The sequence below is a fragment of the Novosphingopyxis iocasae genome (assembly GCF_014334095.1).
GTDB lineage: Bacteria > Pseudomonadota > Alphaproteobacteria > Sphingomonadales > Sphingomonadaceae > Novosphingopyxis > Novosphingopyxis iocasae.
The window spans coordinates 2,832,770-2,859,227 of record NZ_CP060495.1 but is presented as its reverse complement, the minus strand read 5'-3'; the positions used below and the strand labels follow the sequence as shown (position 1 = coordinate 2,859,227).

Here is a 26,458-nt window from a genome sequence, read left to right as displayed (position 1 = left end):
CAGACTGGCAGGTTCGGAGAGAAAACTATGACGAGCTGCCCTTCCCGCTGGCGGCTTCGGTCACGTGCGCCGCCCCTCCACTGCATACGGCAAGCAATTTTGGGTTCTGCCGGCGACTGTTTGGCTAACGCATGCCCCTAACGTGCTGGCAGGCGGTCCGCTCATACCCTAGACTGCGGCTAAACAATTTAGCTCGGGGGGACACCATGAGGCTGCTGTCAGTAAGTATCGAAAATTTCCGTTCCTATAAGGATCGCGTCACCGTCAACATCGGCGACTTCACCGCCTTGATGGGCCGCAACGATGTCGGCAAGAGCACCATCCTTGAGGCGCTGGAAGTCTTCTTCAACAACGCGCTCGTGAAGATCGACCAGTCCGACCCCTGCGTTCATAACGAAAGCAAGATCGTTGAAATCGGGTGCGTGTTTGATCTTTACCCTGAAGCACTCACCCTTGATGCGCGCTCAATAACGACGTTAGAAGCCGAACATCTTCTAAATGCCCACGGTCATCTTGAAATCGTGAAACGCTTCAAGTGCACCACGAAAACGCCCAAGGAGGAGGTCTTCGCGCGGGCAAAACACCCCACGGCCGAGCCGCTTGCCGACCTTCTCAAGCTCAAGAACGACGCATTGAAAGCGCGTGCGCGCGAATTTAATGTCGACCTCGCTGCCGGCGTCGACCAGCGTTCAAACGCCTCGTTGCGCGGCGCTATCCGCGCAACCGTCGGCGATGCCGATCGCGCGGAGACACTTGTGCCGCTGACGGACGAAGATGGAAAAAAGGTCTGGGATCAGCTTCAAAGGAACCTGCCTGCCTTCGCGTTGTTTCAGGCTGACCGGCCGAGCAAGGACGATGATCCCGAAATCGCCGACCCCATGAAGATCGCTGTCGCCGCCGCCGTGCGCGAGGTCGAGGCTGATCTGGAAGCGATTAAGGAACGCGTACAGCGCAGCGCGATGGAGGTGGCGCAGCGTACCCTCGCCAAGCTTCAGGAAATGGACCCCAATCTCGCGCGCCAACTGACGCCATCGTTCAAGGCCGAGCCGAAATGGGATGGTTTCAAGCTCAGCCTGACGGGCGACGATCAAATTCCTATCAACAAGCGCGGCAGCGGTGTACGCCGCCTCATCCTACTCAATTTCTTCCGGGCCGAAGCCGAGCGGAAGCGCGAAGGCAGCAACACGCAGCGCGTTATCTATGCGGTGGAAGAGCCGGAAAGCTCACAGCATCCTGATAATCAGATCATGCTTGTCAAAGCCCTGATTGCCTTGGCCGATGATCCGGATACCCAGGTCATGATGACGACGCATGTGCCCGCAATTGCCGGCATGGTCCCCACAGACTCGGTACGCTTCGTCACGCGCGACAACGATGGCTATCCGCAAGTCGAGGAAGGCGCGGATGGCGTTTTGGAGAAGGTCGCGGCGAGCCTTGGCGTCTATCCCGACAAGCGAGCGAAGGTGGCCGTTTATGTCGAAGGCCCGCATGATGTCAGCTTCCTTGGCCATGTATCGAAGCTCTATTCCGCCCATGACCCCGCGCTTGTTGATCTGACAAGCGATCATCGGATCGCTTTCATCCCGACCGGCGGCGGCAATCTTAAGCATTGGGTAGAGCGCCAATATCTAGCCAACGCAGGCATGATCGAGGTTCACATTTACGACCGCGATACGCAGGACAATCCGAAGTACGGTGCGCACGTCGACGCGGTGAACAGCCGCGGTTCGCGTGATATCGCGTTCCTGACGCAACGCAGGGAAATGGAGAATTATCTGCATCCCGCCGGCATCGCTGCCGAATTCCAATACCCCGCCGAGCCGGCTTTTACCGATTGGTGCGACGTGCCCGCCCTGGTCGCGGAGCACGTCCATTTCACCAGTGGCGCGGCAAACCCTTGGGATCAGCTCGATCATGAAAAGCAAAGCAAAAAACAGTCACGCGCAAAAACCCGTCTAAACAATGCCGTAGCGTCCAGCATGACACTCGCACAGCTCCGCGAGGTCGATGCCGGTGGCGAAATCCTTGGATGGTTTCAGGCGATTACCGAACGTGCGGCATAATGAGTGGGCTTTAAATTTTTCTCACAAAGGACAGTGTGAGGGCCAATTTTGCGAACATAACAAAAACATATGCTTGCGCGTCCCAAGACTCTGTCCCAAAATAACCGCATGAAATGGGGCTATGCACGGGTATCTACAGTGGATCAGAACCTCGATAAGCAGCGCCTCGCATTGAGCGCCGCGGGATGCGATAAGGTATTTAAAGATCACATATCCGGCACCGTGACCAAGCGCTCTGGCCTCGACGAAGCCCTTGCCCAATGTGGCGATGGCGACGTCCTGATGGTCTGGAAGCTCGATCGCCTCGGCCTATCGCTTCCGCACCTGATCGAAGTAATCCGCGAGCTGAGCAAGCGTCGTTGCGGATTCCGGTCTCTTTTTGCAAATATCGACACGATGAGGGCGGGCGGCCACCTCGTCTTTCACCTCATAGGCGCGCTTGTCGACTTTGAGCGCGCGCTGATCGCTAAACGCTCCAAGGCTGGCCTGGCTGCTGAGCGATCGCGCGGCGTGCGTATTGGACGCAAGCGCGCCATGTCGGCCGGGCAGGTGCGCCATGCGCGCGCCTCGTTAGAACCCGGCGAAAGACCCTCTGATATAGCGCAGACGACGCAGGTCGGCCGCTCAACATCGTATCGCGCGCTCGACGCCGAGAAAGGCAAGGCGGCATGAAATTGTCGGCAAGGCTCAAGAAAACCGCATCACCCGAAACGGTCGTTGCACTCGATGCCAAGCGTATAGAACTTTCCCGCGCGCGGGTCATAGCCCGTGCTTGGTCGAAAACGATCGCCGAAGGTCGCCGCACGGCGCAAGCGGCTCTGTTCTCGCGCGCCGCGATCCAGGCTTTTGCCGCCGAGGTCGCGCCCGCCCTTACTCTAAGCCCGCCCTTCGTGTCGGTGCGGGGCAAGCTCGACGCCACTGCACGCCAGCTCGCCGCGTCAATCGGCCGCGAAGCTACAGCCCTTCCCCTTATGGAAGGCTGCTATTTCCTGACAAGCCTCTACACGACGTTATTGCCGGGCAAGGATCGCAGCGCGCTTGGCGCATTCTATACGCCCCCTGCACTCGCACAGCGCCTTCTCGATCTAGCTGTCGAGGGCGGCGTTGACTGGTCCACCGCGCGCGTGCTCGATCCGGCGAGTGGCGGTGGGGCCTTCCTTCTGGAAGCGGCGATGCGCATACGTGGCGCGCTCGAAGGTAGCGAGGCGGCTTTCATCCTCGCGCAGCTCGGCACGCGCCTGTCGGGGCTGGAACTTGATCCTCATGCGGCCGCGCTATCGCAAGCCGCTCTTGAAATTCTCCTTTCCGACTTGAGTGCAGCAAGCGGCCGCCCTGCGCCCATTTGCGTGAAGGTCTGCGACACATTGGAGGAAACGCCTGTCGCGCAGTTCGATCTCGTAGTCGGCAACCCCCCATATGGCCGCGTGACGCTGACGGCCGCGCAACGTGCACGCTATGCGCGCGGCCTCTACGGTCATGCCAACCTTTATGGCGTTTTCACCGACATCGCCCTGCGCTGGGCGCGCCCTGGCGGCGTCATCGCCTATCTAACGCCGACCAGCGTGCTCGGCGGACAGTATTATACCGCTCTGCGCCGGCTTCTTGCCGCCGAAGCCCCGCCCGTGGCGATCGATTTCGTGCATGCACGACGCGGCGTCTTTGAAGACGTACTGCAGGAAACCCTGCTGGCGCTCTATCGAAAAGGCGGAAAACCCGAGCGTTTTCAGGTTCACTATCTTAACGTCGAGAACGAGCGCGAGGCGCGCTTGACCAAGAACGGCAAAGTCGGTCTGCCTGACGATGCTGGCGCGCCCTGGCTCGCGCCGCGCGAACCTGCCCATGTCGCTCTCATAAAGGCGACCGAAGGTATGTCGGCCCGCTTCTCCGATTGGGGCTATGGCGTTTCGACGGGTCCGCTAGTGTGGAACAGGTTTAAGCCGCAGATGCGTGGCCGTGCCGCACGAGGGTTGCATCCGCTGATATGGGCGGAAGCAGTGACGGCGGACGGGCGTTTCATTTTCCGCGCCGACAAGAAGAACCACGCGCCCTATTTCAAGACGGAAGCCGGGGATGACTGGCTGGTTGTCGATAGGGGCTGTGTGCTCGTGCAGCGCACGACTGCTAAGGAACAGTTGCGCCGCCTGATCGCGGCCGAGCTGCCGCAATCTTTTATCGATATTCATGGCGGAGTTGTGGTCGAAAACCATCTCAACATGGTGCGCGCCGTAGGGAAGCCGAATGTTTCGCCTGCAGTGGTCGCCGCCATTCTAAACAGCAATGTCGTCGATCAGGTATTCCGCTGCATCAGCGGAAGCGTTGCGGTGTCGGCGTTCGAGCTGGAATCCATTCCCTTGCCCCCGGCAGCGGCGATGGCGCCGATCGAGCGCCTGATCGCCAAAGGCGCGACGCGGGCGGCAGTCGAAGAGGCGCTGCGCAGTCTCTATGACGTAAAATCATGACACTGCCCGCACTGTCTTCATGGACCGAAATCCACAGCCGCCTTCCCGTGATCTTCCCGGAAGGGCAGGCCAATCGCGAGCATTCCATTTGGGAAATCGCAGCCAAGACTATCTTCGTGATGCTCTATGTCGGCGCGATTGAAAATGCGGATCGCTGGATACGCCCCGATCAGGTCACGCGCATGACCGACGATCAGGCCGCGCAAACCGATGACGGCGCGCGCGATGGCTGGGCGGTTGCGTCCATTAAGCCGAGCAAGGCGGACGTGGCGGGCCGCTGGTATGCGGTGAACACGCGGGAATCTATCCGCGACGACACGATCCGCTACGCCTTGATCCAGAATGGCGCAGTGATCGAGCGCCCAGGTCTCCCGACCACCTCACCTGCGGGCCGCTACGCCCTACAAGCCGGTTTTGCCGAACTTCTTGCGCCCGGTCTTGACGAGGCCGCTTTCCACGCCAAGGCGACTGCTTGGCGGGAAAAGCATCTGTCCGTCGGCGCACTCGCCCGCATCGCGATCGTCCGCAAGGGCGCGACTCGTGGCGGCGAATATGAGCTGGTGACATTCCCCAACGGGGAAACCCGCCGCATGTCGCCGGGAGCCAGTACCGACATTTCCAAAGCGGTCATCGAGGTCTTCGCGACCAAGTTCCTCGAAAAGCCGGGTGTGATCGCGCTTAGCGAAAGCGGCAACAAGGTCGTCGCCCGCGATGACGAGCTTGCCAAGGCGATTGGCCTGACGATCCCTGCGGACAAGAGCTTGCCAGACATCGTGCTGGTCGATCTTGGCCCTGCCCATCCGTTGATGGTTTTCATCGAAGTCGTCCATACCGATGGCCCCGTGAATGACGCGCGAAAGACCGCGCTCTTGCAGATCGCCGAAGGAGCAGGCTTCGCGCCGGATCATGTTGCGTTTGTGACCGCTTATCTTGATCGCGCCTCCGCGACGTTTCGCAAGACGGTGAGCAGCCTAGCATGGGGCAGCTATGCGTGGTTTGCATCAGAGCCGGACAATCTAATCGTATTCAGTGGACAACCGCTACCGATCGAGGGGGGCACTGACTTTGACGCGCGTCGCAACGAAGCAGGCACTGCTGGTCGGAATGCTCGCACGTGAAGGTGGCGCAAGCATCAAGGAAATCGTTGATCTGACCGGCTGGAAAGCGAACTCGGTCCATTCGGCACTTTCGACCTTACGGGCAAGTGGCCGGATCATCGTCGTCGAGCAGGTCGAGCAAGAGCGACGTTATCGCTTAGCAGCAGCCTAGCCTTCATGGGTGTGGTCTTCCGCCGTCTGCGCTTACCTCGTCTTTGCTTTCGAGCAGAATTGTGACACGGCCATCCGATTTCTCGCCGCTTGAACGAACGGCAGGTTTTATGGCTGACGACGGAGACGCGAAATAGCGGAATGTTGGGCGCAAAGCTGCCGCAAGATTCTCCGTTCGAAAGATCGCCGGGCGTCCCTAACCGGCAAAGAGCTCGACCGTTACATGACTTAGCCAGTCCAGAAACACCTTCATCCGGCCGAGCCTTCCTGCTGGCTCGGAGTAAAGCGCATTTACCGGAATGGCTGGGGTTCGCAGCTTTTCCTGCAAAAGCGAGACTGCCTTCCCCGATCTGATGTCGGCATCAATCATGTAGTCGGAAAATTGCGCAATCCCGTTGCCTGCCAGGACCAAGGCGCGAACAGCTTCTCCGTTGTCGGCATGAATGGCAGGTTGAAGGCGGAGCGGTTTCGAGCGGCCTTCGAACCACAGGTCATTGAGGCGAGCAGGATTCATGAAAGCCACTTGCTCGAAATTCTCGAGATCGGAAATCTCCTTGGGCATGCCGCGGGTTTCGATCAGCGAGGGAGCACTCACCAGTCTCCACGCCGACCGTCCGAGGTGCCGATAAAGAAGCGATGAATCCTCCAGCTCGCCAAAACGTATGGCGACATCGGCATGGGCGGAGATGAGATCGACCAGCGTGTCGGTCATCGACAGTCTGACCGTCACGCCCGGATAAGCCGAGCAGAATTCATGTATCCTTGGCGCGATAGCGTGGAGGATAAAGGGCACCGGCGCGTTGAGGTTGATCACGCCTGCGGGTTTTCCTCGCACCGAACCGAGGTCAGCAAACTTCTCGGCAGTTGCGATGAGATCCCGCGCCCGTGCCAAGGTGGCAGCACCCTCTTCGGTCAAGCTGACCTGTCGTGTCGTGCGGCGGAAAACGTTGAAGCCCAGCCGCGCTTCGAGCCGCGCGACGGAACGGCTTAACGAAGAAGGCGCAACGCCCAGCCTTCGGGCAGCCTCGGCGAAACCGCCATCTTCAGCCACCGCTATGAAAGCAGTGATCTCCTTCAGGTCAGGCAATTCGTGCTTTTGCGGCAATGGTGCATTGTCTTTCGTGCGGTTTTTCGAACGATACCTCCGGCTTACGTCGTCGTCGAACCAATTCTCGAACTTGGAGTGTATCATGGTCGGAAAGAAGACTATGCCGCTCGCTCTGTGGGCGCTCACCATCAGCGCCTTCGCAGTCGGCACGACCGAATTCGTAATCGTCGGTCTCATACCCACAATCGCCAGCGATCTTGGCGTATCCCTTCCCTCGGCAGGCCTTCTCGTCAGCCTCTACGCGCTTGGTGTCACGATTGGGGCGCCAATTCTGACGGCATTGACCGGCAAGCTTCCGCGCAGGACGCTGCTTCTCTCCTTGCTGGTGCTGTTTACCGTGGGTAATCTGCTTGCGGCTTTCGCGCCGAGTTATCTAGCCCTCGTCACGGCCCGCTTTATCACGGGACTGGCACACGGTGTGTTCTTCGCAATTGCTTCGACGATCGCGACCAAGCTCGTGCCGAAGGACAAGGAATCCAGCGCCATTGCCTTGGTGTTTCTCGGCCTGACGGTGGCACTGGTTACCGGCGTTCCGCTCGGAACGTGGATCGGCCAGAACTTCGGTTGGCATGCGACCTTTTTCGGAGTGGTCGTGCTCGCCCTGATCGGGCTCGGTGCCAGTGCCTGGCTTATTCCGTCCAACCTGGAGAGCGATGAACCACCGAGTCTGCGCCAGCAAGCGCAGGTCCTCACGTCTCCTCGCCTGCTTCTGGTCTACCTGATCACGGCGGTGGGATACGGAGGCAACTTTATCGCCTTCACCTATCTCGCGCCGATGTTGACCGACGTCACAGGGCTGTCCGAAGGCTCCGTGAGCCTCGTGATCCTGCTTTACGGCGTGTCGGTCGCCGTTGGAAACATCCTTGGTGGCAAGCTCGCCGACCGGATCGGCCCGGTTCCCGCGCTGACAATCGTCTTTGGAGGCCTGGCGCTCTCGCTCATTCTTCTTGGGTTAGGGCTGACCTCGTCTTGGGCTGCGATTGCCGTCACGCTCTTCTGGGGTGGCTTCGCGTTCGGCAATGTTCCGCCGCTGCAATCCTATGTCGTCCAGATTGCGCGCGAGGTTTCGCCGGAAGCGACCGACGTCGCGTCGGGCATGAACATCGGCGCCTTTAATCTGGGCATCGCCTTCGGTGCGTGGGTCGGTGGCCACGTTGTTGAGCAGATGGGCTTGCAAGCCGCGCCTTATGTTGGAGCCGCAATCGTTGTCATCGGTATCATTCTCGTCCGCTGGAGTGGGTCGCTCGAGCGCAAGGCGAACGGAAGGGAGGTGGCCCATGGACGCGCTTGATAGGCTCGCTTCACGGATGACATTCGGCGTCGAGTTACCTCTCGACAACGATTGGTCAGCCGGTGGACGGCAGAAGGCTGCATCCGACGGGCGTCCGTTCGGCGTGCCTGACGTCAGCCGCATGACCGAGCGGGTCCTTCATGCAGAAAGCCTTGGCTTCGATGCTGCTTGGGTCCGCGACGTGTCAGGCGCGTTCGTGGCACACGTGGTGTCTGCTGGCGAATGACCAACGATCCATGGGTAGCGCATGTGAAGCGCTTAACGATCGCGGATACTCAGCTGACGAGTTTGGAGCCTGACGGGCAATCTTCATGAGGCATGATCTGGCCCTGACAATGCAGGAAGGAAGCTTCGAACATCTAACCGAGGACAGCCGACCCCCTCCTATCTTGGCTGCGTCTGCAACATCGTAATTTCAGGAGCGACGCGGGCTATCTGTTGGAGCGGGATAGACATGTAGAATAATGTGGCCTGTGGTTACAGCAATGCTAGCCAGCGCAGCAGCGCCGATGGTTTAACTATGTGCGGCAGCATATTTTTCTGATGATGAACGGCTATGGGGTAATCGACCATTGAAAAAGTCACACAAAGCTGTTCCGCCAGTTCTTTTGTTTACCTAGCAGAAACGTAGGATTGGTCATTTGCAGAAATTCTGCTTTGCCCTACGGCCTGGTGCCGATCCGACACGCGAGCGCTTGTTCAGAGCAAGAAGGTTCGGTTTCTCCTGTCGGGGCACGTGCGACGTGACGTCCGGCATTTCGCGCATCATGATCGTGAGACGCTCCTTCAAATTTAGAGCTTCACCGAGTGCAAGCGCCCTGCGATTATAAATTCTGGGCCCTGTCCCTTCAGAAGCATGCCCCATGTGCCGGTCGATAATAGACTGCGCCACGTCAGGCGATGCAAGAACACTCTGGTTGTAGGTCCGTTGCGAATGGAAATCGGCTTTCTTTCCATCTCGTGTTTCCGGAAGCGCCATGACAGCGTGCGTTGCATCGACAATGAAAGACCAGGCGATCGAGTAAAACTGACGGCCGCCAATCTTTGGTGCTTCTTTACCTTCCGCACTTCTCTTCGCACTGTCGTCATAAAGTTCTGGGAAGGCCGGCATACCGCCTTTGACCTCAATGTTTTCCGTCGAAACGGCATTGATGTAACCTTGCAAGTTTAGCCTCAGAAGCTCTGGGTGAAGAGGCATGACGCGATTGCGATTAAGGGTCTTCAGCCCGCGCAGCACATTCTTCTTTATAACCAGATACGGGACCTCACATTCGAAATTGAAGTCGTCGACCTCGAGCCCGCAGATCTCCTCGCGGCTAGCTCCGGTGTAGGTGCCGATGATCGCCACCCAGTAAGCCGCGTCCATCCAGACCTTCAACGAGCCGGGTGTCTTTAGGCGTGCGAGCGAACCGCCGCCGCCTTGCCACAGAGGCAGCCCATAAAGGGTGCGCAAATGAGCGGGGGTCCAAGGCATGCGGTCGGGATTATCCGGATCGTCCTCGACCTTGATCATATATTCGCCAAAGTCGACCTCGATGCCCCCTCCATATTTCAACTTCCAGTGGGTTTTGGACAGGCGCGCTGAAATTGTCTGCAAGATGCTGAGATCGCGGTTGATTGTGCGGGGCTTGCGTTCCTTGCCGGGCTTGACCGGCGGAATTCGGCTCTTGTCGAACGGCGTCGCCATGTTGCCGCTCTCGTTGAGCCTCCCCCATTTATAATTCGTGGGGAACTGAGCCAGCATCTCGGCAAAGTACTCGGCATCGTGGGCGCTCCAGTCGCAAAGCGGCTTGTCACCGCAAATCCACGCCGCCCTCTCGCACGCGGAACGACGCTGACCATAGTCGTTCTTCCAGCCTCTTTCCTTCTCCATCTTTTCCAGCAACGGTCCGATGACCTCGCTGAATTTGACGTTGCTGGGCTTCGCATAGATGCTTTCCGGGTGCGAAGATGCTGCGGCGCTAGATGAAGGGTTCGAGACCGTGGAAGTCTCGGGTTCTCCACGCTCTTCGAGAAACGCTCTACCGACGATGGTATCGTCTACGAGAGCCATGACTCCGCGGCCGGATCTTTGGACCTCCCGCGTATCGAGCAAGCCAGCTCGGCGATGGGCTTCGGCGTGACCGCGAAGAAGCTGCGATCTGGCTTCGCCTATCGTGCCATCGTTTACGGGACATTCGAATTGATCGAGGGCCGATCGTGCCTTGATGCGGCTCACATACATCGGTGTAACGTAGAGTTTCAGGGCGGTTCGTAAGAGACGAGCTTCCTGCTCGGTCCAGCTGTCGTCGAGTTCGGTAGCTATGATCGTTTCGTCGATGACCTCGGTGTCATCCGGTACGCGGGCCACAATCCGGAACGCGGCCTCCAAAATTTTATGATAGCCATTCGGAACAGGCAGCCCGGCACCTATGGGTGCCGTCAGGTGCCGGGTTGCATGCGCCAGCTCCTCTTCCATGCCCTGACGCATGAGCGCGTCGATTTGGTTCAATGTGAGCGTGCCACGCTCGATCTGCCTCACCATTCCCATCTCGATCTCGTCCCATCTTACCGCGAGCCGGCGAGCCAGAAGACGGGCCTCGTCCGGATCGGAAGTGTTAAGAGCTATGGTTATAGGATGGTTTATGCCCAACTGCCCAATCCGTCGGCGGAAATGATAGCGGGCCCCTTTTCGGACGAGATACGTCTGGCGGCGCATCAGCTTTTGCTCCCGCCGACGGCAAGGCGCGCGAGGCGCTTTTCTGCTGCGTGTCCCGGGATGTGGGAGGCTATGTGTCCAGCTATGGGGTAAGTCATCCGCAATCCTGCCTTTCAATGGCGGATTTCTGCGGAACTTCAGGAATTGTGGAGCGGGTAGCGGGAATCGAACCCGCATAACTAGCTTGGAAGGCTAGGGCTTTACCACTAAGCTATACCCGCCCGGTGGCGGCGCTTTTGCCAGCCGCGGGGCGGTTCGTCAATTGGGCGCGAACCGGCTTGTTTCCATCCACTGCGCAAATTCCGTCCGCTCCGCCTCGGTCATGTGCAGGCCCAGTTTGGAGCGGCGCCAGAGAATGTCCTCGGCGGTGCGGGCAAACTCCTCCTGCACCAGATAGCGCGCCTCCCGCTCGGTAAGCCCTGCGCCGAAGCTGCGTCCCATATCGTCTTCGCCATAAGCGCCCTCCATCAGACGCTCGGTGCGCGTTCCATATGCGCGTGCGTAACGCGCGGCCGTGACATCGCCCAGCCACGGCCAGTGGCGCGCATAACGCTTGGCCAGTCGGGCAAAACCGTCCACCGGAAAATCACCGCCGGGAAGCGTGGCATCATGCGTCCATCGTTGCGCATGGTTGCCCAGGAGCGGGGCGAGCTGCTCCAGCGCGTCCTCGGCGAGCACGCGATAGGTGGTCAGCTTGCCGCCCAGCACGGACAGCATCGGCGCGCCGCCTTCGGCCTGCAGCCGCAGCACATAATCGCGTGTCACGTCCGAGGCATCGGCCTCATGATCATCCACCAACGGACGCACGCCGCTATAGGTCCAGACCACATCCTCGCGAATCAGATCGCGTTCGAAATATTCGTTCACGGCATTGAGGAGATAGACGATTTCCTCCTCGCTCGCTTCCGGTGCGACAGACGGATCGTCATGCGGCCGGTCTGTTGTGCCGATCAGCGTGAAATCATGCTCATAAGGAATGGCAAAGATAACGCGCCCATCGCCGTTCTGGAAAATATAGGCCTGATCGCCCTCATAAGCGCGGCGCACGACAATATGGCTACCCTTGACGAGGCGCAGGTCATGCCCGGCCTCCGGGCGCGAAAGCCCTGCCACCGCGTCCGCCCAAGGGCCGGCGGCGTTGACGAGCGCGCGCGCTTCGAAACGCTCCTCCCCGGCGGTGATCATCCAGCGATCATTGCGGCGCTCCAGCCCGGTGCAGGCGGTGCGGGTGCGAACCTGCGCGCCGCGCTCACGCGCATCCAGCGCGTTCAGCGTGACCAGCCTGGCGTCCTCTACCCAGCAATCCGAATAGCTGAAACCACGCGTCAGCCGCTTCTCCAGGGGCGCGCCCATGCGAGATGTCGTCAGATCATGCCGCTCAGTTCCCGGCAGAAGCTCCCGCCCGCCCAGATGATCATAGAGGAACAGCCCGGCACGCAGCATCCATGCAGGCCTCATCCCCTCATCCACGGGCAGCACGAAGCGCAGCGGCCAGATGATGTGCGGCGCTGCAGCCAATAGCACCTCGCGCTCCTTCAGCGCCTTGCGCACCAAGCGAAATTCATATTGCTCCAGATAGCGCAAGCCGCCGTGGATCAGCTTGGTCGCGGCCGAGCTGGTATGGCTGGCGAGATCATCCTTCTCCAGCAGCAGCACGGATAGTCCCCGCCCCGCCGCATCGCGGGCAATCCCGCAACCGTTCACACCGCCGCCAATGATCGCAATATCGAACATTGAATCCCCCTATCATGGCACGCTTTCCTTTGCAGCCGCTCGTGATACGGTGAACCAATAAACGCATGGCAGGCGGGCGAGGGGCAAGGCGATGGCCGAACATATCCTGGTGATCGATGAGGGGACGACCTCGACACGAGCGATGCTTTTCACGCGGTCCGGTGAGTGCCGCGACATCGCGCAGATGGAGATCACCCAGCACTTCCCGGCGCCCGGCCATGTCGAGCAGGATGCTGGTGAAATCTGGGACAAGACGCTCGCCTGCTGCCGCACGGTGATCGAACGTGCGGGCGGTGCACGGCGCATACTCGCGATCGGTATTACCAACCAGCGCGAAACCGTGGTCGCATGGAACCGCAAGACCGGTGAACCACTGGGGCGCGCCATCGTCTGGCAGGACCGGCGGACCGCAGATCAATGCTCGCAGCTTCGCGAAAGGGGTTTGGAAGCGCTGGTTCAGGAGCGTACCGGCCTGCTGCTCGATCCCTATTTTTCCGCCACCAAGATGCGCTGGTTGCTGGAGAATGAATCTTCGGTCGCGGAGGCGGGCGACGATCTGTGCTTCGGGACGATTGAGTCTTGGATCGCGTTCAAGCTGACCGGGGGCCTGCACATATCGGACGCGTCGAACGCCAGCCGTACTTCGCTGATGGCGCTGGGGGGCGACGACTGGGATGCGGAAATGCTGGAGCTTTTCGGCGTACCCAGAGCATCCCTGCCTGCCATCGTCGATAGCCATGGCTGTTATGCGAGCACCGATCCCAAAGTTCTTGGTGCGCCTATTCCGATCTGCGGCATGGCTGGCGATCAGCAGGCGGCGAGCATTGGGCAGGCACGACTCGCACCGGGGGATACCAAGGCCACTTTCGGGACAGGGGCGTTCATCCTTACCCACAGCGGAAGCGAGCCCGTGCGCTCTGCCAACCGCCTACTCTCGACCGTCCTTTTCCAGCAGGACGGGGAGCGCGAATACGCGCTGGAAGGATCGATCTTCGTGGCCGGCAGCCTCATCAAATGGCTGCGCGACGGCCTCGGAATCTTACGTAGTGCAGCGGAAACAGCGCAGCTCGCAGCCTCCGTACCCGACAATGGCGGCGTAATGATGGTGCCCGCCTTATCAGGATTGGGGGCACCACACTGGCGTCCCGATGTGCGCGGGATGCTGGACGGGCTCGATTTTTCGACCGGCGCCGCGCATCTTGCGCGCGCGGCTCTCGAGGCCATTGCACACCAGGCGAGCGACCTGCAGGCCGCCTTCGCTGCAGACGGCGTCGCGTGGAACGGGCTGTCGATCGATGGCGGCATGGCCGCAAACGACTGGATGGCGCAGGACCTTGCCGACATATTGGATCTGCCGGTGGAGCGACCGAATTTTATTGAAACGACGGCGCTAGGCGCGGCAATGCTGGCAGCGTGCGGCGCAGAAATGTGCGAGCATATCAGCGAGGCAGCTGATGAAATGCGCGGTCAACTTACGGTTTTCGAGCCGCGCATGACCGCCAGCACGCGCGAGCGGCGTCTGAACCAATGGCACGATACGTTGGCCAAAGCGCTCGGATAGACGAGAAAACTGTCCAGCCCGGGCGCGCATCATCGGACATGAAAAAGGGGGCTCGGCGGCCCCCTTCTTTTTAGGTTTTTCGAAGCGGCTGTGGCCGCATCGGATCAATGCTTCTGGTCGATCCAGATGTTGCGATAGGCCATGTATCCTAGTGCCGTCGCGAAGATCAGGAACAGGATCACTGCCCAGCCGGTTTGCTTGCGCGCAGGCAGCTTGGGCTCCGCCGTCCAGATCAGGAATGCGCTGACGTCCTTCGACATCTGTTCCACGGTCGACGCGGTACCATCGTCATAGGTTACCTGTCCGTCGCTGGTCAGCGGCGGTGGCATGGCGATGTTCAGGTTTGCAAACCACGGGTTATAATGCAGCCCGGCGGTCGGGCGGTTCACTTCAGGCAGATCGGCTGGCACCGGACGATAGCCGCGCAGGAGCGAATCCACATATTCGGCCCCGCCCTCACGCGCCTTGGTGATAAGCGAGAGATCCGGCGGAACGGCATTGTTGTTGGCTGCGCGCGCAGCGACGTCGTTCGGATAAGGCGCCGGGAAATGGTCGATCGGCAGCGGCGGGCGCGTGGCAGCCTCGCCGGTGTCGGGATTGATCGACGGCGTCTCGATCGGCCATTCGGCGGCAATCGTCTTCACCTGATCCTCGGAATAGCCGAGATCGGTCAGGCTGCGGAAGGTCACCTGGTTGAGGCTATGGCAGGCGGCGCAAACTTCGCGGAAGACCTTGAGGCCGCGCTGCAGCTGCGCCTTGTCGAACGTGCCCAGCGGGCCGTCGCTCGGATAATGAATGTCCAACGGCTCCTCATGGAACTCATGGACCACGTCTTCCTTGGGCGGCTCCGTGATGAAGCTGTATAGCCCCGCGCCGAACGACCAGACCAGCATGGCGACAAAAAAGGCGCCGATAAGATTGAGAAGGAGTTTCATCGGAAGTCTTCTATCCTCTTATTCGGCCGGCTGCGGCTGGGTGTCGCTGCCCATGCCCGGAAGCGCTTCGCGCTCGCCCTTGATGTTGTGCTTCTGCAGCACCGCTTCGGTGATCGAACCCGGCAGCGGCAGCGGCTTCTCGAAGTGAGAGATCAGCGGCAGCACGAGCAGGAAGTGCGCGAAATAATAAGCGGCGGCGAGCTGGCTCAGCATCACCCACGGCTCTTCCGCCGGCATCTGACCGCAGAAGCCGAGCACCAGCACGTCGGCAACGAGCACCCAGAAGGCGATCTTGAACTTCGGGCGATAATTGCCCGAACGCACGGGGCTGTTGTCCAGCCACGGCAAGAAGAACAGGATCAGGATCGAGGCGAACATCGCGATGACGCCCAGCAGCTTGGCTTCGACGATCGTAAACAGGCCGAAGAAGCTCAGGTCCACGGTGAAGGCGCGCAGGATCGCGTAGAACGGCCAGAAATACCATTCCGGGACGATGTGCGCCGGCGTGGAGAGCGGGTTCGCCATGATGTAGTTGTCAGGGTGGCCCAGCGCATTGGGCAGGAAGAACACCATGATGGAGAACAGGATCAGGAACACGCCCAGCCCGAAACCATCCTTTGCCGTGTAGTACGGATGGAACGGTACGGTATCCTGAGGGCCCTTCACGCTGACGCCGGTCGGGTTGTTCGAGCCGGGAATGTGCAGCGCCCAGATGTGCAGGATGATGGTCCCTGCAATCACGAAGGGCAGCAGATAGTGCAGCGAGAAGAAGCGGTTCAGCGCGGCCTGGTCCGGCACGAAGCCGCCCAGCAGCCACTGGCGGATCGGCTCACCGACCACGGGAATGGCCGAGAAGAAACCGGTGATCACCTGCGCCCCCCAGAAGCTCATCTGGCCCCAGGGAAGAACATAACCCATGAAGGCGGTGGCCATCATGAGCAGGAAGATCACGAGGCCGAGCAACCAGATCATCTCGCGCGGGGCCTTATAGCTTCCGTAGAAGAGGCCGCGGAAGATGTGGATATAGACCACGATGAAGAAGAAGCTTGCGCCATTGGCATGCGCATAGCGCATCAGCCAGCCCGAGTTCACGTCGCGCATGATCGCCTCGACGCTGTTGAACGCCGTGTCGATATTGGCGGTATAGTGCATCGCCAGAATGACGCCGGTAAGGATCTGGATCATCAGTGCGACGCCCGCGAGGACGCCGAAGTTCCAGAAATAGTTCAAGTTGCGCGGCACGGGATAGCCTGCGCCGACCGCGTTATAGACCAGACGCGGCAGCGGCAGACGCTCATCGATCCAGCGCATGGCCGGATTTTTCGGCTCGTAATGAGTGGCCCAGGGAAAGCTCATAGGTCGGTCCTCAGCCTATCTGAACGACGGTGTCGGAAGTGAAGGTGTACGGCGGGACTTCGAGGTTCCGCGGTGCCGGCCCTTGCCGGATGCGCGCAGCCGTATCGTATGCCGAACCGTGGCACGGGCAGAAATAGCCGCCGAACGGCCCTTTGTTCTCGCCCTCGCCCGCGCCGAGCGGAATGCAGCCCAGATGGGTGCAGACGGCCAGCGTGATCAGCCAGTTCTCATGGCCTTCCTCGGTACGCTCGGCCAATGTCTGCGGATCGCGCAGCGAATCCACTGGCACTTCATTGGCTTCGCGAATTTCCTGCGGCGTCAGATTGCGCACGAAGATCGGCTGCTTGCGCCAGGTGCTCTTGATTGCCTGCCCCGGCTCGATCGCGCTGATGTCGATCTCGGTCGAGGACAGAGCGAGCACGTCCGCGCTCGGGTTCATCTGGTTGACCAGCGGAATCACCGCGATGGTCGCGCCGACGCCGGCAACGCCGACCGCGGCGATATTGATGAACTCACGCCGCCGCAGCCCCTCGCCGCTTTCCTTCAGGAATGGATCAGCCTCTTTGACCGTAACCATGTAAATTCCTTGCAGTTGCCCTGCGCCATATCTGACCTGCCTAGGAGACCTGGGCCGGGGAGACACGGGCTTCCTGGGGGCCGAGGCGGATCGGTTCGTCGATCCAGCGCTTCGATTCAGCGGGCCTGATAGCTGCCGAGCCAGCGCCTGCCAACCGCTTTTTGAGACCGCTTCGGTGCCGTAACAAACCGCAATATCTGCCGTTTCGCGGCAGTAAGGCCTATCGATCGGGACTACACCTCTACCGCTTGTGGCATTAAGGACACGCTCCATGCGTATCGCACTTTATCAGCCGGACATCGCCGGTAATGTCGGCACGATCCTGCGGCTGGCCGCCTGCTTTGGCGTGCCGTGCGACGTGATCGAGCCATGTGGTTTTCCTTTTTCTGACCGTGCGCTGCGCCGGGCAGGCATGGACTATGCAGCCGCTGCAGACTGGACGCGCCATGCCGACTGGTCAGCCTATCATGCCGGTCAGGCAGGCAGCAGGCTCGTACTGCTCAGCAGCAAGGCAAGCGCCTCGCTTTACGATTTCCCGTTCGAGCCCGATGACCGGCTGATTCTGGGCTCGGAAAGCGCGGGCGTGCCGGACGATGTACGCGATGCCTGCACCGCCGCCGTGCGCATCCCGATGGAAGCGGGCTTTCGTTCGCTCAACGTCGCCGTCGCCGCTGGCATCGCGCTCGGCGAGGCGCTACGCCGGACGGGCCGATTTGAAAGAGGAGCCCCATGACCGACCTGACACCCGACACCACCGGCCTGGAACTCGATGCGCAGCAGACCGAGGCCCGCAGCTGGTTCGAGGATCTTCGCAGCCGCATCTGCGCCGAATTCGAGGCGATCGAGCGCGAAGCGGGCTCCAATGCGAGCTTCGATTATCTGGCCTGGAACCGGGAAGATGAAGGCGGCGCGCCTGGCGGCGGCGGCGTGCGCGGTGTGATGAAGGGCAAGGTTTTCGAAAAGGTGGGCGTCAATGTTTCCACCGTCGGCGGCAGCTTCAATCCGGAATTCGCAAAATCGATCAACGGCGCTGATGAAGACCCCAGTTTTCTGGCCACCGGGATCAGTCTGGTCGCGCACATGGCCAACCCGCATGTGCCCGCGGTGCACATGAACACGCGCTTCCTTACCACCACCAAGCGCTGGTTCGGCGGCGGCGCCGATCTCAATCCGCCGATCCCCTATCAGGAAGATACCGACAGCTTTCATGCCCGCCTGCGCGCGGCCTGCAGCCCTTACGGCCCGGATGTTTACGAACGCTATGCCAAATGGGCGGACGACTATTTCTACATCCCCCATCGCGGCGTGCATCGCGGCGTGGGCGGCATTTTCTACGATCATCTGGAATGCGACAGCGACGCGCAGTTTGAGCGCAACTTCCACTTCACCCGCGACGTAGGCGAGGCCTTTCTGGATGCCTATCCTGCGATCGTGCGGCGGCGGATGAACGCGGACTTCACCGAGGCTGATACCGCCACGCAGCTCGCCTGGCGCGGGCGCTACGCCGAATTCAACCTGATCTACGATCGCGGTACGTTGTTCGGCCTGAAGACCGGCGGCAATATCGATGCAATTTTGATGAGCCTGCCGCCGCTCGCCCGCTGGGACTGAGCGGCGCCAGGCCGACAGGATTATCGGCGCGGTCTGTTAGAACGTTTCTTCCAGCTCGCGCTGGTCGAACCGGCCGGCGAGCTGGCGATAGATTGCGGCATACACCGCAGCCAGCACCACGCTGAAGATCGAGCTCGTCACCGAACTTACCAGATTGTTGGCGAAAAGCGCGGCTTCTGCGGGCAAAAGCAGGCTGATCGGAATGCCGATCACCGCGCCGATGGCCGCCAGCGCGATGATGCCGACAATGAAGATGATGAGCAGGAAGAAGAAAATCCGCAGGCTGTTGCCTTTTGTCAGCTGCCAGCTGCGCTTCATTGCCTCGATCGGGTTCTTCACGTCTTCCGCCGCGATCACCGTACCGCCGAGCGTGAATTTTATCGCCAGGTAAATACCCGGAATGATCAGCAGAATGAAGCCGATGCCCACCGCGATTGCGGTAAGGATGCCTAGCAACAGGAAAGGAATAAACAGCTTCACCGCGGTGGCGAGTGCCTCCCCGATCGTCTGTTGGCCACGCAGAAAGATGACATAGAGCGCGATCGATCCGATCAGCGACACGAGCGTGCCGATGAACAGCAGGAGGCCATTTGCGGCGAACCAGTTTTCGTACATCGTCATCATCTGATCCGACGTCTCGATACCCGCAGTATCCATCTGCCCTGCGAAATAGCCCAAGGCCACCTGCGGTAGGAAGAGGAACACCCCTGCGATGGCGAGTGCGGCCTCCTTATGCGCGGAAATCAGCGCGAGCGCTTCGCTCCACGCCTCCGAAAAATCCAGCTTCTGCGCCATGTATAACCCCCTGGTCCTGTAAAGGCCGATTGGTAAAGCGCAGGCCACGGAGAGACAAGGCTTGTCGCTCGTCGTTCGTCGGTCCATCTGGGCCATCGATGGAAAATGCGATGGCAAATGACGCGGCCGGGCTCGTGGCCGGTTCTTCGGTGGATTGGGAAATCGCCGATGGACGGGTGCTCTATCCGGATGCCGTGGCCCGCATGGACGCGCGGCAGGCTGCGATCCGGGAAGGCGAGGAGCGCGAGCTCGTCTGGCTACTCGAACATCCCCCGCTCTATACCGCCGGTACCAGCGCCGATCCGGCCGAGCTGCTGTCCGCCCGCTTCCCGGTTTACGAAAGCGGGCGCGGCGGGCGCTATACCTATCATGGGCCCGGACAGCGGGTTGGCTATGTGATGATCAATCTTGGCGAGCGAGGCCGCGATGTGCGCTGTTATGTGCACGCCCTGGAAGGCTGGGTGATCGCCGCGCTGTCCGATTTCGGCATCGCCGCGCGCCGCGCAGAAGGGCGGATCGGCATCTGGTGCGATGATCAGCAGGGCCGCGAAGCCAAGATCGGCGCGATCGGGGTGCGTGTGCGCCGCTGGGTCACCGCGCATGGCTTTGCCGTCAATATCGATCCGGATCTGACGAATTTTGGCGGCATCGTGCCCTGCGGCATCAGCGAATTTCCGGTGACGAGCATGGCCGCCCTCGGTATCGACGCGACGATGGCCGATTTCGACGCGGCGCTGAAACGCCATTTCGATGCGTTTCTGGCGACGGTCGGCGGCGCTTGTGGAGACAAGACATGAAGACGCTCTGGCCGCTCGCCGCGCTGCTGATCCTCGCCGGCTGCGGAGAGAAAGCCGCCGATGAGAGCCCGCAGGACAGGCAGGTTACCGAGACGGTGATGGACAATGTCGATGATCTGCAGGGCACTATCAGCGACGATATGATCTCGATCGACGACATCCGGACGGAAGGGGCGAAGGTTGAAGACGGCCTTTCCCTGCCCCCCGGTGACGCGGCAGCGCCCGAAGAGACTTCTGCCGACGGCAGTGCGCCTGCCGATAGCGGCGGCGATCCGGAGACTGCCGCCGAATAACGGGAACGATCGCTCGGCTCCGGCGCTTTGAATAGCAAAGCACGCAGGAGCCCTCCCATGACCATTGATACCCGCAATCCCGCCACCGGCGAACAGCTGGAAAGCTATGCCGAGCTGACCGAGGGTGAGATCGAGACCAAGCTTGCCAAGGCGGCAGACCGCTATGCCGATTGGCGCCAGAGCGATTACAAGACTCGCACCGATCTCCTCGCCTCCATCGCCGATGCATTCGAAAGCCGCAGCGAAGAGCTGGGCCGTCAGATTACGCTGGAAATGGGCAAGACCTTCGCCTCGGCCAAAGCGGAAGCGGAGAAATGCGCTACAGCCTTCCGCTTCTACGCCGAAAACGGCCCCGCGCTACTGGAGGATCAGCCGTGGGAGCGTGCCGACGGCAAGGTCTATACCCGCTACCTGCCGATGGGCCCGGTACTGGCCGTCATGCCCTGGAACTTCCCGCTCTGGCAGGCTGTCCGCTTTCTCGCGCCGACCATCATGGCCGGCAATGTCGGCCTGCTGAAACATGCCAGCGTAACCATGGGCTGCGCCGAACTGATGGACCAGGTGCTGCGCGATGCGGGTGCGCCGGAGGGCCTCTTCCAGAACCTCGTGATCAAATCCGATGCGGTGGCGGCCATTGTGGAGGATGACCGGATCGTCGCCGCCACCTTGACCGGCAGCGAAGGTGCCGGCTCCGCGGTTGCGGAGACGGCGGGCAAGTGTCTGAAAAAAATGGTGCTGGAACTGGGCGGCTCCGATCCGTTCATCGTCATGCCGTCCGCCGACATTTCCGATGCAGCGGAAAAGGCGGTGAAGGCGCGCATCCAGAACACCGGCCAGAGCTGCATCTGCGGCAAGCGCATGATCGTCCACGCAGATGTCTATGACGCGTTCATGGACAAGTTCCGCGCGGGTATGAAGGCCGTGACCTGGGGCGATCCGTTCGATGAAAACACCGACATGGGGCCACTCTCCAGCTTCGATCAGCGCGATACCGTACTCGATCAGATCGAAAAGGTTCGCCAGACGGACGCCACCGTCGAATTTGGCGGCGAAGCGATGGGCGATGACGGCGCGTTCATGGACGCTGGTATTATTTCCGGCATGACCACCGACAATCCACTGATGGAAGAAGAACTGTTCGGCCCCGTCGCGATGGTCTTCAAGGCGAAGGACGCGGACGACGCGATCCGCATCGCCAACGCCTCCCCTTATGGGCTGGGATCGGCCGTCTTCACGCAGGACGAGGATGAACAGCAGCGCTTCGCCAACGAAATCGAATCGGGCATGACCGCGTTCAATCAGGTGCTCGCATCCATGCCCGAAGCCCCCTTCGGCGGCATCAAGCGCTCCGGCTATGGCCGCGAACTCAGCGCTTTCGGCCTGCACGAATTCATGAATGCGAAGACCGTGTTTGCCAGCTGAACCGGCACGAACTGTTCGAGATACATCCGGCGCTCCTGAATGGCGGGAGCGCCGGACGATTTTGCTCAGTTCTGCGACCGCTCGGCAGGTTCGGGCAGATCTTCGGGCGTGTCGACATTCCCCATCGATCCTGCATCGTGAAGATCGGTTTCGTTGCGGGGGAGCACGGTCATCGAGCCGTCCGACTCCAGGATCACCCAGTTCGCGTCTTTCACATCAGTAATCCCGTGCGCCCTCAGAACGCTGTATAGCTCGGCCTGCGATATGCGCGCGCCAAGCATCGAATTTTCAAGGACATTTCCCTTGTGCGTCAGCAGGGTTGGCGATGCCTTGATCAACTTGGTCACGAAGTCGGATCGAACCGCGAGCCAGGTCAGCGCGAACTGCAGCAAGGCGATGACAATGATCGCATCGGCGGCATGCGTGGCGGGGACGCTGTCGAGAAGTATGCCCGAAGCGGCAAGACTTCCCACGGTGATGTTGATGATCCAGTCGAAATTGTTGAGCTGCGCGGTCGTGCGTTTGCCCATTACGCGCACCAGAATCACGATCAGCAGATAGAATAATAATGCTGAGATCAGGACATCGCCAAGCGCATCCCAACCGATAAACCAATCACTACTGTCATTCATGATGGCGACCTAATAAAGCCTGCTGGTCACCACAACCGCCAGGGCGTTCATCTGGCAGATTTACAACAAAGATCATGCGGCTTTTGCACGGATGCATCCGTATTGATGCCCTCAGACGCCCTCTTCCGTACGCAGCGCCTTGCGGTCCAGTTTGCCGATCATGGTCTTGGGCAGTTCGTCACGAACCACCACGGCCTGCACCCGCTCATGCTTGCCGACCTTGGGGTTCAGCCAGGCGGTAAGCGTTTCGCCGTCAACGTCCGCGCCTTCGTTCAGCGTCACGAACGCCTTGGGCAGCTCGCCATGATAATCGTCGGGAACACCGATCACGAGAGCGTCGCGCACAGCCTCATGCGTGTAAAGCACGTCTTCGATATGGCTCGGGAAAACCTTGAAGCCGCCCACGGCGATCATATCCTTCAACCTGTCGACAATGGCGACAAAACCGTCTGCATCAATCGTCGCCACGTCGCCGGTGCGCAGATATTCGCCGCTAAACACTTTGGCGTCCGCATCCGGGCGGTTCCAGTAACCCTTCATCACCTGCGGCCCAGCAAAAACCAGTTCGCCGGGCTCGCCATCGGGAGCGGGCTTCGAGGGGTCCTCCTTGTCGAGCAGCTTGATGCGGGTGCCGGGAAGCGGCTGGCCGATGGTGCCGATCTTCCCCTCACGCGCATAGGGATTGCTGGAGACGACGCCTGAGCTTTCGGTCAGCCCATAACCCTCGATCAGCGTAGAGCCAGTCAACTCCTCCCACCGCTTCTTCACGGTCTCGGTCAGCGGCGCGCCGCCGGAAATGCAGTATTTCAGCGACGTGAAGTCGGTCTTTTCGATCGCCGGATGGTCCAGCAGCGCCTGATACATGGTCGGCACGCCCGGCATCGACACAGGCCGCGTGCGCTGGATAGCCTTCAGCGCATCGCCCGCATCAAAGCGCGGCAGCATGACGATCTCCCCGCCGCGCAGTACGGTGCGGTTGAGTACGCAGGTGTTGGCGAACACATGGAACAGCGGCAGCACGCCCATGATCCGATCGACCGGATCGAGGCCGGGATCGATCAACTGCACCTGCCGTGCATTGGCGGTCAGGCTCTGATGCGTCAGCATCGCGCCCTTTGGCGTCCCGGTCGTGCCGCCTGTATATTGTAGCAGCGCCACCTCATCCGGATGCGCTTCGGGCAGGTCCAACTGGCCATCATTGTCCACCAGAGCAGACCAACGCGTTACCGCCTTGTCCTTGGGAATCTGCGCGATGTCGGCGCGTTTCAGCAGGCGATAGGCAATGCCCTTGGCCGTCGGCAGCGCTTCGGCAACGGAGCCGACCACCAGCCGCTCGAGCGAGCTGTCCTTGAGCACCTTCAATGCCGTCGGCAGAAGCGCCTTGGCGTCCACCGTGATCAGCAGCTTGGTACCCGAATCCTCAACCTGATGGGCCAGTTCGGCGGGGCTGTAGAGCGGCGAGAAATTGACCACCGTCATTCCCGCAATCATCGCACCATAATAGCCCGCGATATAATGCGGCACGTTGGGCAGAAACAGACCGACCCTATCGCCCGGCTTCAGGCCAAGCCCAATCAGACCGGCGGCAACCTGCATCGCCCGGCTACCGAGATAATCATAGCTGAACTTGCGGCCCATGAAATCGACCAGCGGTGCATCGCCATTCTCGCGTACCGAACGCGCGAACATCTGCGGCATGGTAAGCGGCGGGAAATCCTGCTTCCAGTCATGAGGGTGCCGATAGGTCGCCCCGTTCCAGATGCTGTCGCTCATGTCCTGTCTCCTAGTTGACAGTCATGTAAGCGAGCAAAAGTCTGGGAGCAACGGTCCGTTTCGGCGGTTCGACCTACCGGAGTGCCGGAATATCCAAAAGAAAAGGCCCGCCGCTCCGGCACAAACCGGAACGACGGGCCTTGGTTGTTTTTCCGACGCCGCGGCCAGCTCTCGCTAGCGCGAAGCGCGCCGATCAGCGCTTGAAAAGATTTTCCGCGGTCAGCTCTTCGGTACGGGGGGCTTCGCTGCCCTCGGCCGCTTCGCCTTCTTCGCCTTCGCGCAGCGCTTCTTCGGCGAGGCGCTTTTCCTCGGCGCGTTCGGCGCGCAGTTCCTCGATCAGGGCCGCACGGTCCACACCGCGCTTCTCTTCGTCGATGCCCTGCTCCTCGATACCGGCCTTCTTTGCCGCCTTGGCGACCACCGCATCAAGCTCACGCTGCGAGCAGAGACCAAGCGTCACCGGATCCTTCGGCTGAATTTCCGTGATGTTCCAGTGGCTGCGCTCACGGATCGCGTTGATCGTGTTGCGGGTGGTGCCGATCAGCTTGCAGACCTGCGCATCCGAAATTTCGGGGTGATTGCGCAGCAGCCAGGCAATGCCGTCCGGCTTGTCCTGACGCTTGGAAACCGGCGTATAGCGTGGGCCCTTTGTGCGGCGCACCTGCTCGGGCCCCTTCTGGATCTTCAGTTTGTAATCGGCATCGGCCTGGCCGCGCTCGATCTCTTCCAGCGTCAGTTCGCCCGCGCGCACCGGATCGCGACCGGTATATTTGCTGCTGGTCATGTCGTCGGCCATCGCCTGGACTTCCAGGATATGGAGGCCGCAGAAATCGGCGATCTGGTCGAAGCCGAGCGAGCTGTTGTCGACAAGCCAGGCGGCGGTCGCGTGGGGCATCAAGGGGGTGGCTTTTTCGGCCATCGCATCGTCTCCAAACAATAAGGGCCACCCCTCGCGGGATGGCCATGCATGGTGACAATGTAGGGCAAAGCCGGGCTTGCGGCAAGCGCCCAGTGACAGCGCCCGCGTTCAGGCCGCTCGATCGGCAGCCAGCGCGTCCACCGAAGGCTCCAGCGCGGAGAGAAACTGGCGTGCGCTCGCCTCCCAGGTGAAACGCGATCCATAAGCGGCGCAGTCGGCGCGATCGAGTGGATGGGCGGCGGCAATGGCCTCCTCCAGCCGCTCGGACATTGCCCCGACCTGCGCTTCCAGAACGTCGAGCGGGCCTGGCACCGGATAGGCGGCAACGGGCGTGCCGCAGGCCAGAGCCTCGATCATGACAAGCCCGAAGGTGTCGGTGCGCGAGGGGAAGACGAAGCAATCCGCCCCGGCGTAGCAACCGGCCAGGCCCGCGCCCGACTTGGGGCCAAGGAAATGTGCCTCGCCGAACTTCGCCTCCAGCTCCTCGCGTGCGGGTCCATCGCCCACCACCACCTTGCTGCCCGGCACATCAGCCGCGAGGAAAGCCTCGACATTCTTCTCCACCGCCACGCGGCCGACATAGAGCAGGATGGGGCGCGGCAGATCGTCAAACAGCGCAGGGCGCGGCGCGGTGGGTGAAAAGTCATCCAGATCGACGCCCCTGCCCCAGTGCGCCAGATGCGTGATGCCATGTGCGCGAAGCTGCTCTGCGATGCTGTCGGTAGCCACCATCACGCGGGCGGAACGCGCATGAAAACGGCGTATGAGTGGCCAGATCCAGTCCGGCGACATGCCCGTTCGCCGCGCGACATAATCGGGAAACATGGTGTGGAAGGCGGTGGTGAAGGCATGGCCTTCGCGAATGCACCAGCGTCTGGCGGCAAAGCAGAGCGGCCCTTCGGTGGAAAGGTGGATCGCATCAGGCGCAAACGCCTCCAGCATTTGTCCAACCGTACGGCTGCTGGCGAGCGCGAGGCGAATTTCCGGATAGGTCGGACAGGGAAAATTGGCGAACTGATCGGGCGAGATCACAAGGATATCATGACCCATATCGCGCAATTGCCGGCTCACGCTGGTCAACGTGCGGACCACGCCGTTGACCTGCGGGTGCCAGGCATCGGTGACGATGGCGATCTTCATCGCCTTAAAACCTAGCCGGGCCGCGA

The 26,458-nt window shown here is 60.8% G+C and carries 24 protein-coding genes and 1 tRNA gene; 13 read left to right on the top strand and 12 right to left on the bottom strand.

Annotated features, from left to right (window positions below; genetic code table 11):
* The first annotated feature begins 206 nt into the window (after positions 1 to 206).
* From H7X45_RS13675 to H7X45_RS13655, 5 genes are all read left to right on the top strand, one after another.
* Entirely contained in the window at positions 207 to 2,063 is a 1,857-nt protein-coding gene (locus H7X45_RS13675) for an ATP-binding protein (protein WP_187335332.1), read from the top strand.
* Between the two features lie 138 nt (positions 2,064 to 2,201).
* Positions 2,202 to 2,735 carry a recombinase family protein gene (locus H7X45_RS13670; protein ID WP_425498172.1) on the top strand — a complete coding sequence of 178 codons (534 nt, stop codon included), beginning with the start codon at positions 2,202 to 2,204 and terminating at the stop codon, positions 2,733 to 2,735.
* Positions 2,732 to 4,522, top strand: a complete 1,791-nt coding sequence (locus H7X45_RS13665) for an HsdM family class I SAM-dependent methyltransferase (RefSeq protein ID WP_187335331.1) — start codon at positions 2,732 to 2,734, stop codon at positions 4,520 to 4,522. The genes H7X45_RS13670 and H7X45_RS13665 overlap by 4 nt, the downstream gene beginning before the upstream one ends.
* Positions 4,519 to 5,640, top strand: coding sequence for a BsuBI/PstI family type II restriction endonuclease (locus tag H7X45_RS13660; protein ID WP_187335330.1), 1,122 nt, complete (start codon positions 4,519 to 4,521; stop codon positions 5,638 to 5,640). Before H7X45_RS13665 ends, H7X45_RS13660 begins: the two co-directional genes overlap by 4 nt.
* Positions 5,627 to 5,791: a DUF3489 domain-containing protein gene (locus tag H7X45_RS13655; protein ID WP_187335329.1), complete on the top strand. Its 165-nt coding sequence runs from the start codon at positions 5,627 to 5,629 to the stop codon at positions 5,789 to 5,791. Before H7X45_RS13660 ends, H7X45_RS13655 begins: the two co-directional genes overlap by 14 nt.
* 195 nt (positions 5,792 to 5,986) lie before the next feature.
* Here H7X45_RS13655 and H7X45_RS13650 read toward each other — a convergent pair whose 3' ends face one another.
* Entirely contained in the window at positions 5,987 to 7,027 is a 1,041-nt protein-coding gene (locus H7X45_RS13650) for a LysR family transcriptional regulator (RefSeq protein ID WP_214645503.1), read from the bottom strand.
* Here H7X45_RS13650 and H7X45_RS13645 point away from each other — a divergent pair.
* Together H7X45_RS13645 and H7X45_RS13640 are read left to right on the top strand one after the other, a co-directional pair.
* On the top strand, positions 6,999 to 8,189 hold the full coding sequence (locus H7X45_RS13645) for an MFS transporter (RefSeq protein WP_187335327.1): 1,191 nt from the start codon (positions 6,999 to 7,001) through the stop codon (positions 8,187 to 8,189). The genes H7X45_RS13650 and H7X45_RS13645 overlap by 29 nt on opposite strands.
* A complete protein-coding gene (locus tag H7X45_RS13640) occupies positions 8,176 to 8,415 on the top strand; it encodes a hypothetical protein (RefSeq protein ID WP_187335326.1) in 240 nt (79 codons plus the stop codon). The genes H7X45_RS13645 and H7X45_RS13640 overlap by 14 nt, the downstream gene beginning before the upstream one ends.
* A gap of 411 nt (positions 8,416 to 8,826) precedes the next feature.
* Here H7X45_RS13640 and H7X45_RS13635 read toward each other — a convergent pair whose 3' ends face one another.
* The 3 genes from H7X45_RS13635 to glpD form a co-directional block, all read right to left on the bottom strand.
* Positions 8,827 to 10,887, bottom strand: coding sequence for a site-specific integrase (locus H7X45_RS13635; protein ID WP_187335325.1), 2,061 nt, complete (start codon positions 10,885 to 10,887; stop codon positions 8,827 to 8,829).
* A gap of 147 nt (positions 10,888 to 11,034) precedes the next feature.
* Positions 11,035 to 11,108: transfer RNA gene (locus H7X45_RS13630), tRNA-Gly, on the bottom strand.
* Positions 11,109 to 11,145: 37 nt separating this feature from the next.
* On the bottom strand, positions 11,146 to 12,621 hold the full coding sequence (glpD, locus tag H7X45_RS13625; protein WP_187335324.1) for a glycerol-3-phosphate dehydrogenase: 1,476 nt from the start codon (positions 12,619 to 12,621) through the stop codon (positions 11,146 to 11,148).
* Between the two features lie 91 nt (positions 12,622 to 12,712).
* Between glpD and H7X45_RS13620 the strand changes: the two genes are divergently transcribed.
* Positions 12,713 to 14,182 (top strand): FGGY family carbohydrate kinase, encoded by a 1,470-nt coding sequence (locus H7X45_RS13620; protein ID WP_187335323.1) that lies wholly within the window; start codon positions 12,713 to 12,715, stop codon positions 14,180 to 14,182.
* Between the two features lie 104 nt (positions 14,183 to 14,286).
* Here H7X45_RS13620 and H7X45_RS13615 read toward each other — a convergent pair whose 3' ends face one another.
* From H7X45_RS13615 to petA, 3 genes are read right to left on the bottom strand one after another with little or no spacing between them, the layout of a single operon-like run.
* Positions 14,287 to 15,117: a cytochrome c1 gene (locus tag H7X45_RS13615; protein WP_187335322.1), complete on the bottom strand. Its 831-nt coding sequence runs from the start codon at positions 15,115 to 15,117 to the stop codon at positions 14,287 to 14,289.
* 18 nt (positions 15,118 to 15,135) lie between these two features.
* Positions 15,136 to 16,473, bottom strand: coding sequence for a cytochrome b (locus H7X45_RS13610; RefSeq protein WP_187335321.1), 1,338 nt, complete (start codon positions 16,471 to 16,473; stop codon positions 15,136 to 15,138).
* Positions 16,474 to 16,483: 10 nt separating this feature from the next.
* The gene (gene petA / locus H7X45_RS13605; protein ID WP_187335320.1) at positions 16,484 to 17,050 is read right to left on the bottom strand and encodes a ubiquinol-cytochrome c reductase iron-sulfur subunit; all 567 of its coding nucleotides are present in this window, start codon (positions 17,048 to 17,050) and stop codon (positions 16,484 to 16,486) included.
* A gap of 271 nt (positions 17,051 to 17,321) precedes the next feature.
* Here petA and H7X45_RS13600 point away from each other — a divergent pair, with 271 nt between their 5' ends.
* Both H7X45_RS13600 and hemF read left to right on the top strand, forming a co-directional pair.
* Positions 17,322 to 17,783 carry a tRNA (cytidine(34)-2'-O)-methyltransferase gene (locus H7X45_RS13600; protein ID WP_187335319.1) on the top strand — a complete coding sequence of 154 codons (462 nt, stop codon included), beginning with the start codon at positions 17,322 to 17,324 and terminating at the stop codon, positions 17,781 to 17,783.
* Positions 17,780 to 18,661, top strand: a complete 882-nt coding sequence (gene hemF, locus H7X45_RS13595) for an oxygen-dependent coproporphyrinogen oxidase (protein ID WP_187335318.1) — start codon at positions 17,780 to 17,782, stop codon at positions 18,659 to 18,661. Before H7X45_RS13600 ends, hemF begins: the two co-directional genes overlap by 4 nt.
* Before the next feature lie 36 nt (positions 18,662 to 18,697).
* Here the strand turns inward: hemF and H7X45_RS13590 are convergent, their stop codons facing one another.
* A complete protein-coding gene (locus H7X45_RS13590) occupies positions 18,698 to 19,456 on the bottom strand; it encodes a DUF7847 domain-containing protein (protein ID WP_187335317.1) in 759 nt (252 codons plus the stop codon).
* A gap of 110 nt (positions 19,457 to 19,566) precedes the next feature.
* Here H7X45_RS13590 and lipB point away from each other — a divergent pair, with 110 nt between their 5' ends.
* From lipB to H7X45_RS13575, 3 genes are read left to right on the top strand one after another with little or no spacing between them, the layout of a single operon-like run.
* Positions 19,567 to 20,253 carry a lipoyl(octanoyl) transferase LipB gene (gene lipB / locus H7X45_RS13585; protein ID WP_187335316.1) on the top strand — a complete coding sequence of 229 codons (687 nt, stop codon included), beginning with the start codon at positions 19,567 to 19,569 and terminating at the stop codon, positions 20,251 to 20,253.
* A complete protein-coding gene (locus H7X45_RS13580) occupies positions 20,250 to 20,546 on the top strand; it encodes a hypothetical protein (RefSeq protein WP_187335315.1) in 297 nt (98 codons plus the stop codon). Before lipB ends, H7X45_RS13580 begins: the two co-directional genes overlap by 4 nt.
* Positions 20,547 to 20,603: 57 nt before the next feature.
* The gene (locus H7X45_RS13575; protein ID WP_187335314.1) at positions 20,604 to 21,968 is read left to right on the top strand and encodes an NAD-dependent succinate-semialdehyde dehydrogenase; all 1,365 of its coding nucleotides are present in this window, start codon (positions 20,604 to 20,606) and stop codon (positions 21,966 to 21,968) included.
* A gap of 65 nt (positions 21,969 to 22,033) precedes the next feature.
* Here the strand turns inward: H7X45_RS13575 and H7X45_RS13570 are convergent, their stop codons facing one another.
* The 4 genes from H7X45_RS13570 to H7X45_RS13555 form a co-directional block, all read right to left on the bottom strand.
* The gene (locus H7X45_RS13570; protein WP_187335313.1) at positions 22,034 to 22,600 is read right to left on the bottom strand and encodes a DUF421 domain-containing protein; all 567 of its coding nucleotides are present in this window, start codon (positions 22,598 to 22,600) and stop codon (positions 22,034 to 22,036) included.
* Positions 22,601 to 22,711: 111 nt separating this feature from the next.
* A complete protein-coding gene (locus H7X45_RS13565) occupies positions 22,712 to 24,373 on the bottom strand; it encodes a long-chain-fatty-acid--CoA ligase (RefSeq protein WP_187335312.1) in 1,662 nt (553 codons plus the stop codon).
* Positions 24,374 to 24,566: 193 nt separating this feature from the next.
* Complete coding sequence (locus H7X45_RS13560) at positions 24,567 to 25,292, bottom strand: DUF1013 domain-containing protein (RefSeq protein ID WP_187335311.1); 726 nt, start codon at positions 25,290 to 25,292, stop codon at positions 24,567 to 24,569.
* A gap of 108 nt (positions 25,293 to 25,400) precedes the next feature.
* A complete protein-coding gene (locus H7X45_RS13555) occupies positions 25,401 to 26,432 on the bottom strand; it encodes a glycosyltransferase family 4 protein (RefSeq protein WP_187335310.1) in 1,032 nt (343 codons plus the stop codon).
* Positions 26,433 to 26,458: the final 26 nt, after the last annotated feature.

Bases quoted from the DNA above. Each gene is read 5' to 3' on its own strand.
- H7X45_RS13675 (WP_187335332.1), top strand. From the start codon at position 207: ATGAGGCTGCTGTCAGTAAGTATCGAAAATTTCCGTTCCTATAAGGAT.
- H7X45_RS13665 (WP_187335331.1), top strand. From the start codon at position 2,732: ATGAAATTGTCGGCAAGGCTCAAGAAAACCGCATCACCCGAAACGGTC.
- H7X45_RS13660 (WP_187335330.1), top strand. From the start codon at position 4,519: ATGACACTGCCCGCACTGTCTTCATGGACCGAAATCCACAGCCGCCTT.
- H7X45_RS13655 (WP_187335329.1), top strand. From the start codon at position 5,627: ATGCTCGCACGTGAAGGTGGCGCAAGCATCAAGGAAATCGTTGATCTG.
- H7X45_RS13645 (WP_187335327.1), top strand. From the start codon at position 6,999: ATGCCGCTCGCTCTGTGGGCGCTCACCATCAGCGCCTTCGCAGTCGGC.
- H7X45_RS13650 (WP_214645503.1), bottom strand. From the start codon at position 7,027: ATGGTGAGCGCCCACAGAGCGAGCGGCATAGTCTTCTTTCCGACCATG.
- H7X45_RS13640 (WP_187335326.1), top strand. From the start codon at position 8,176: ATGGACGCGCTTGATAGGCTCGCTTCACGGATGACATTCGGCGTCGAG.
- H7X45_RS13635 (WP_187335325.1), bottom strand. From the start codon at position 10,887: ATGCGCCGCCAGACGTATCTCGTCCGAAAAGGGGCCCGCTATCATTTC.
- glpD (WP_187335324.1), bottom strand. From the start codon at position 12,621: ATGTTCGATATTGCGATCATTGGCGGCGGTGTGAACGGTTGCGGGATT.
- H7X45_RS13620 (WP_187335323.1), top strand. From the start codon at position 12,713: ATGGCCGAACATATCCTGGTGATCGATGAGGGGACGACCTCGACACGA.
- H7X45_RS13615 (WP_187335322.1), bottom strand. From the start codon at position 15,117: ATGAAACTCCTTCTCAATCTTATCGGCGCCTTTTTTGTCGCCATGCTG.
- H7X45_RS13610 (WP_187335321.1), bottom strand. From the start codon at position 16,473: ATGAGCTTTCCCTGGGCCACTCATTACGAGCCGAAAAATCCGGCCATG.
- petA (WP_187335320.1), bottom strand. From the start codon at position 17,050: ATGGTTACGGTCAAAGAGGCTGATCCATTCCTGAAGGAAAGCGGCGAG.
- H7X45_RS13600 (WP_187335319.1), top strand. From the start codon at position 17,322: ATGCGTATCGCACTTTATCAGCCGGACATCGCCGGTAATGTCGGCACG.
- hemF (WP_187335318.1), top strand. From the start codon at position 17,780: ATGACCGACCTGACACCCGACACCACCGGCCTGGAACTCGATGCGCAG.
- H7X45_RS13590 (WP_187335317.1), bottom strand. From the start codon at position 19,456: ATGGCGCAGAAGCTGGATTTTTCGGAGGCGTGGAGCGAAGCGCTCGCG.
- lipB (WP_187335316.1), top strand. From the start codon at position 19,567: ATGGCAAATGACGCGGCCGGGCTCGTGGCCGGTTCTTCGGTGGATTGG.
- H7X45_RS13580 (WP_187335315.1), top strand. From the start codon at position 20,250: ATGAAGACGCTCTGGCCGCTCGCCGCGCTGCTGATCCTCGCCGGCTGC.
- H7X45_RS13575 (WP_187335314.1), top strand. From the start codon at position 20,604: ATGACCATTGATACCCGCAATCCCGCCACCGGCGAACAGCTGGAAAGC.
- H7X45_RS13570 (WP_187335313.1), bottom strand. From the start codon at position 22,600: ATGAATGACAGTAGTGATTGGTTTATCGGTTGGGATGCGCTTGGCGAT.
- H7X45_RS13565 (WP_187335312.1), bottom strand. From the start codon at position 24,373: ATGAGCGACAGCATCTGGAACGGGGCGACCTATCGGCACCCTCATGAC.
- H7X45_RS13560 (WP_187335311.1), bottom strand. From the start codon at position 25,292: ATGGCCGAAAAAGCCACCCCCTTGATGCCCCACGCGACCGCCGCCTGG.
- H7X45_RS13555 (WP_187335310.1), bottom strand. From the start codon at position 26,432: ATGAAGATCGCCATCGTCACCGATGCCTGGCACCCGCAGGTCAACGGC.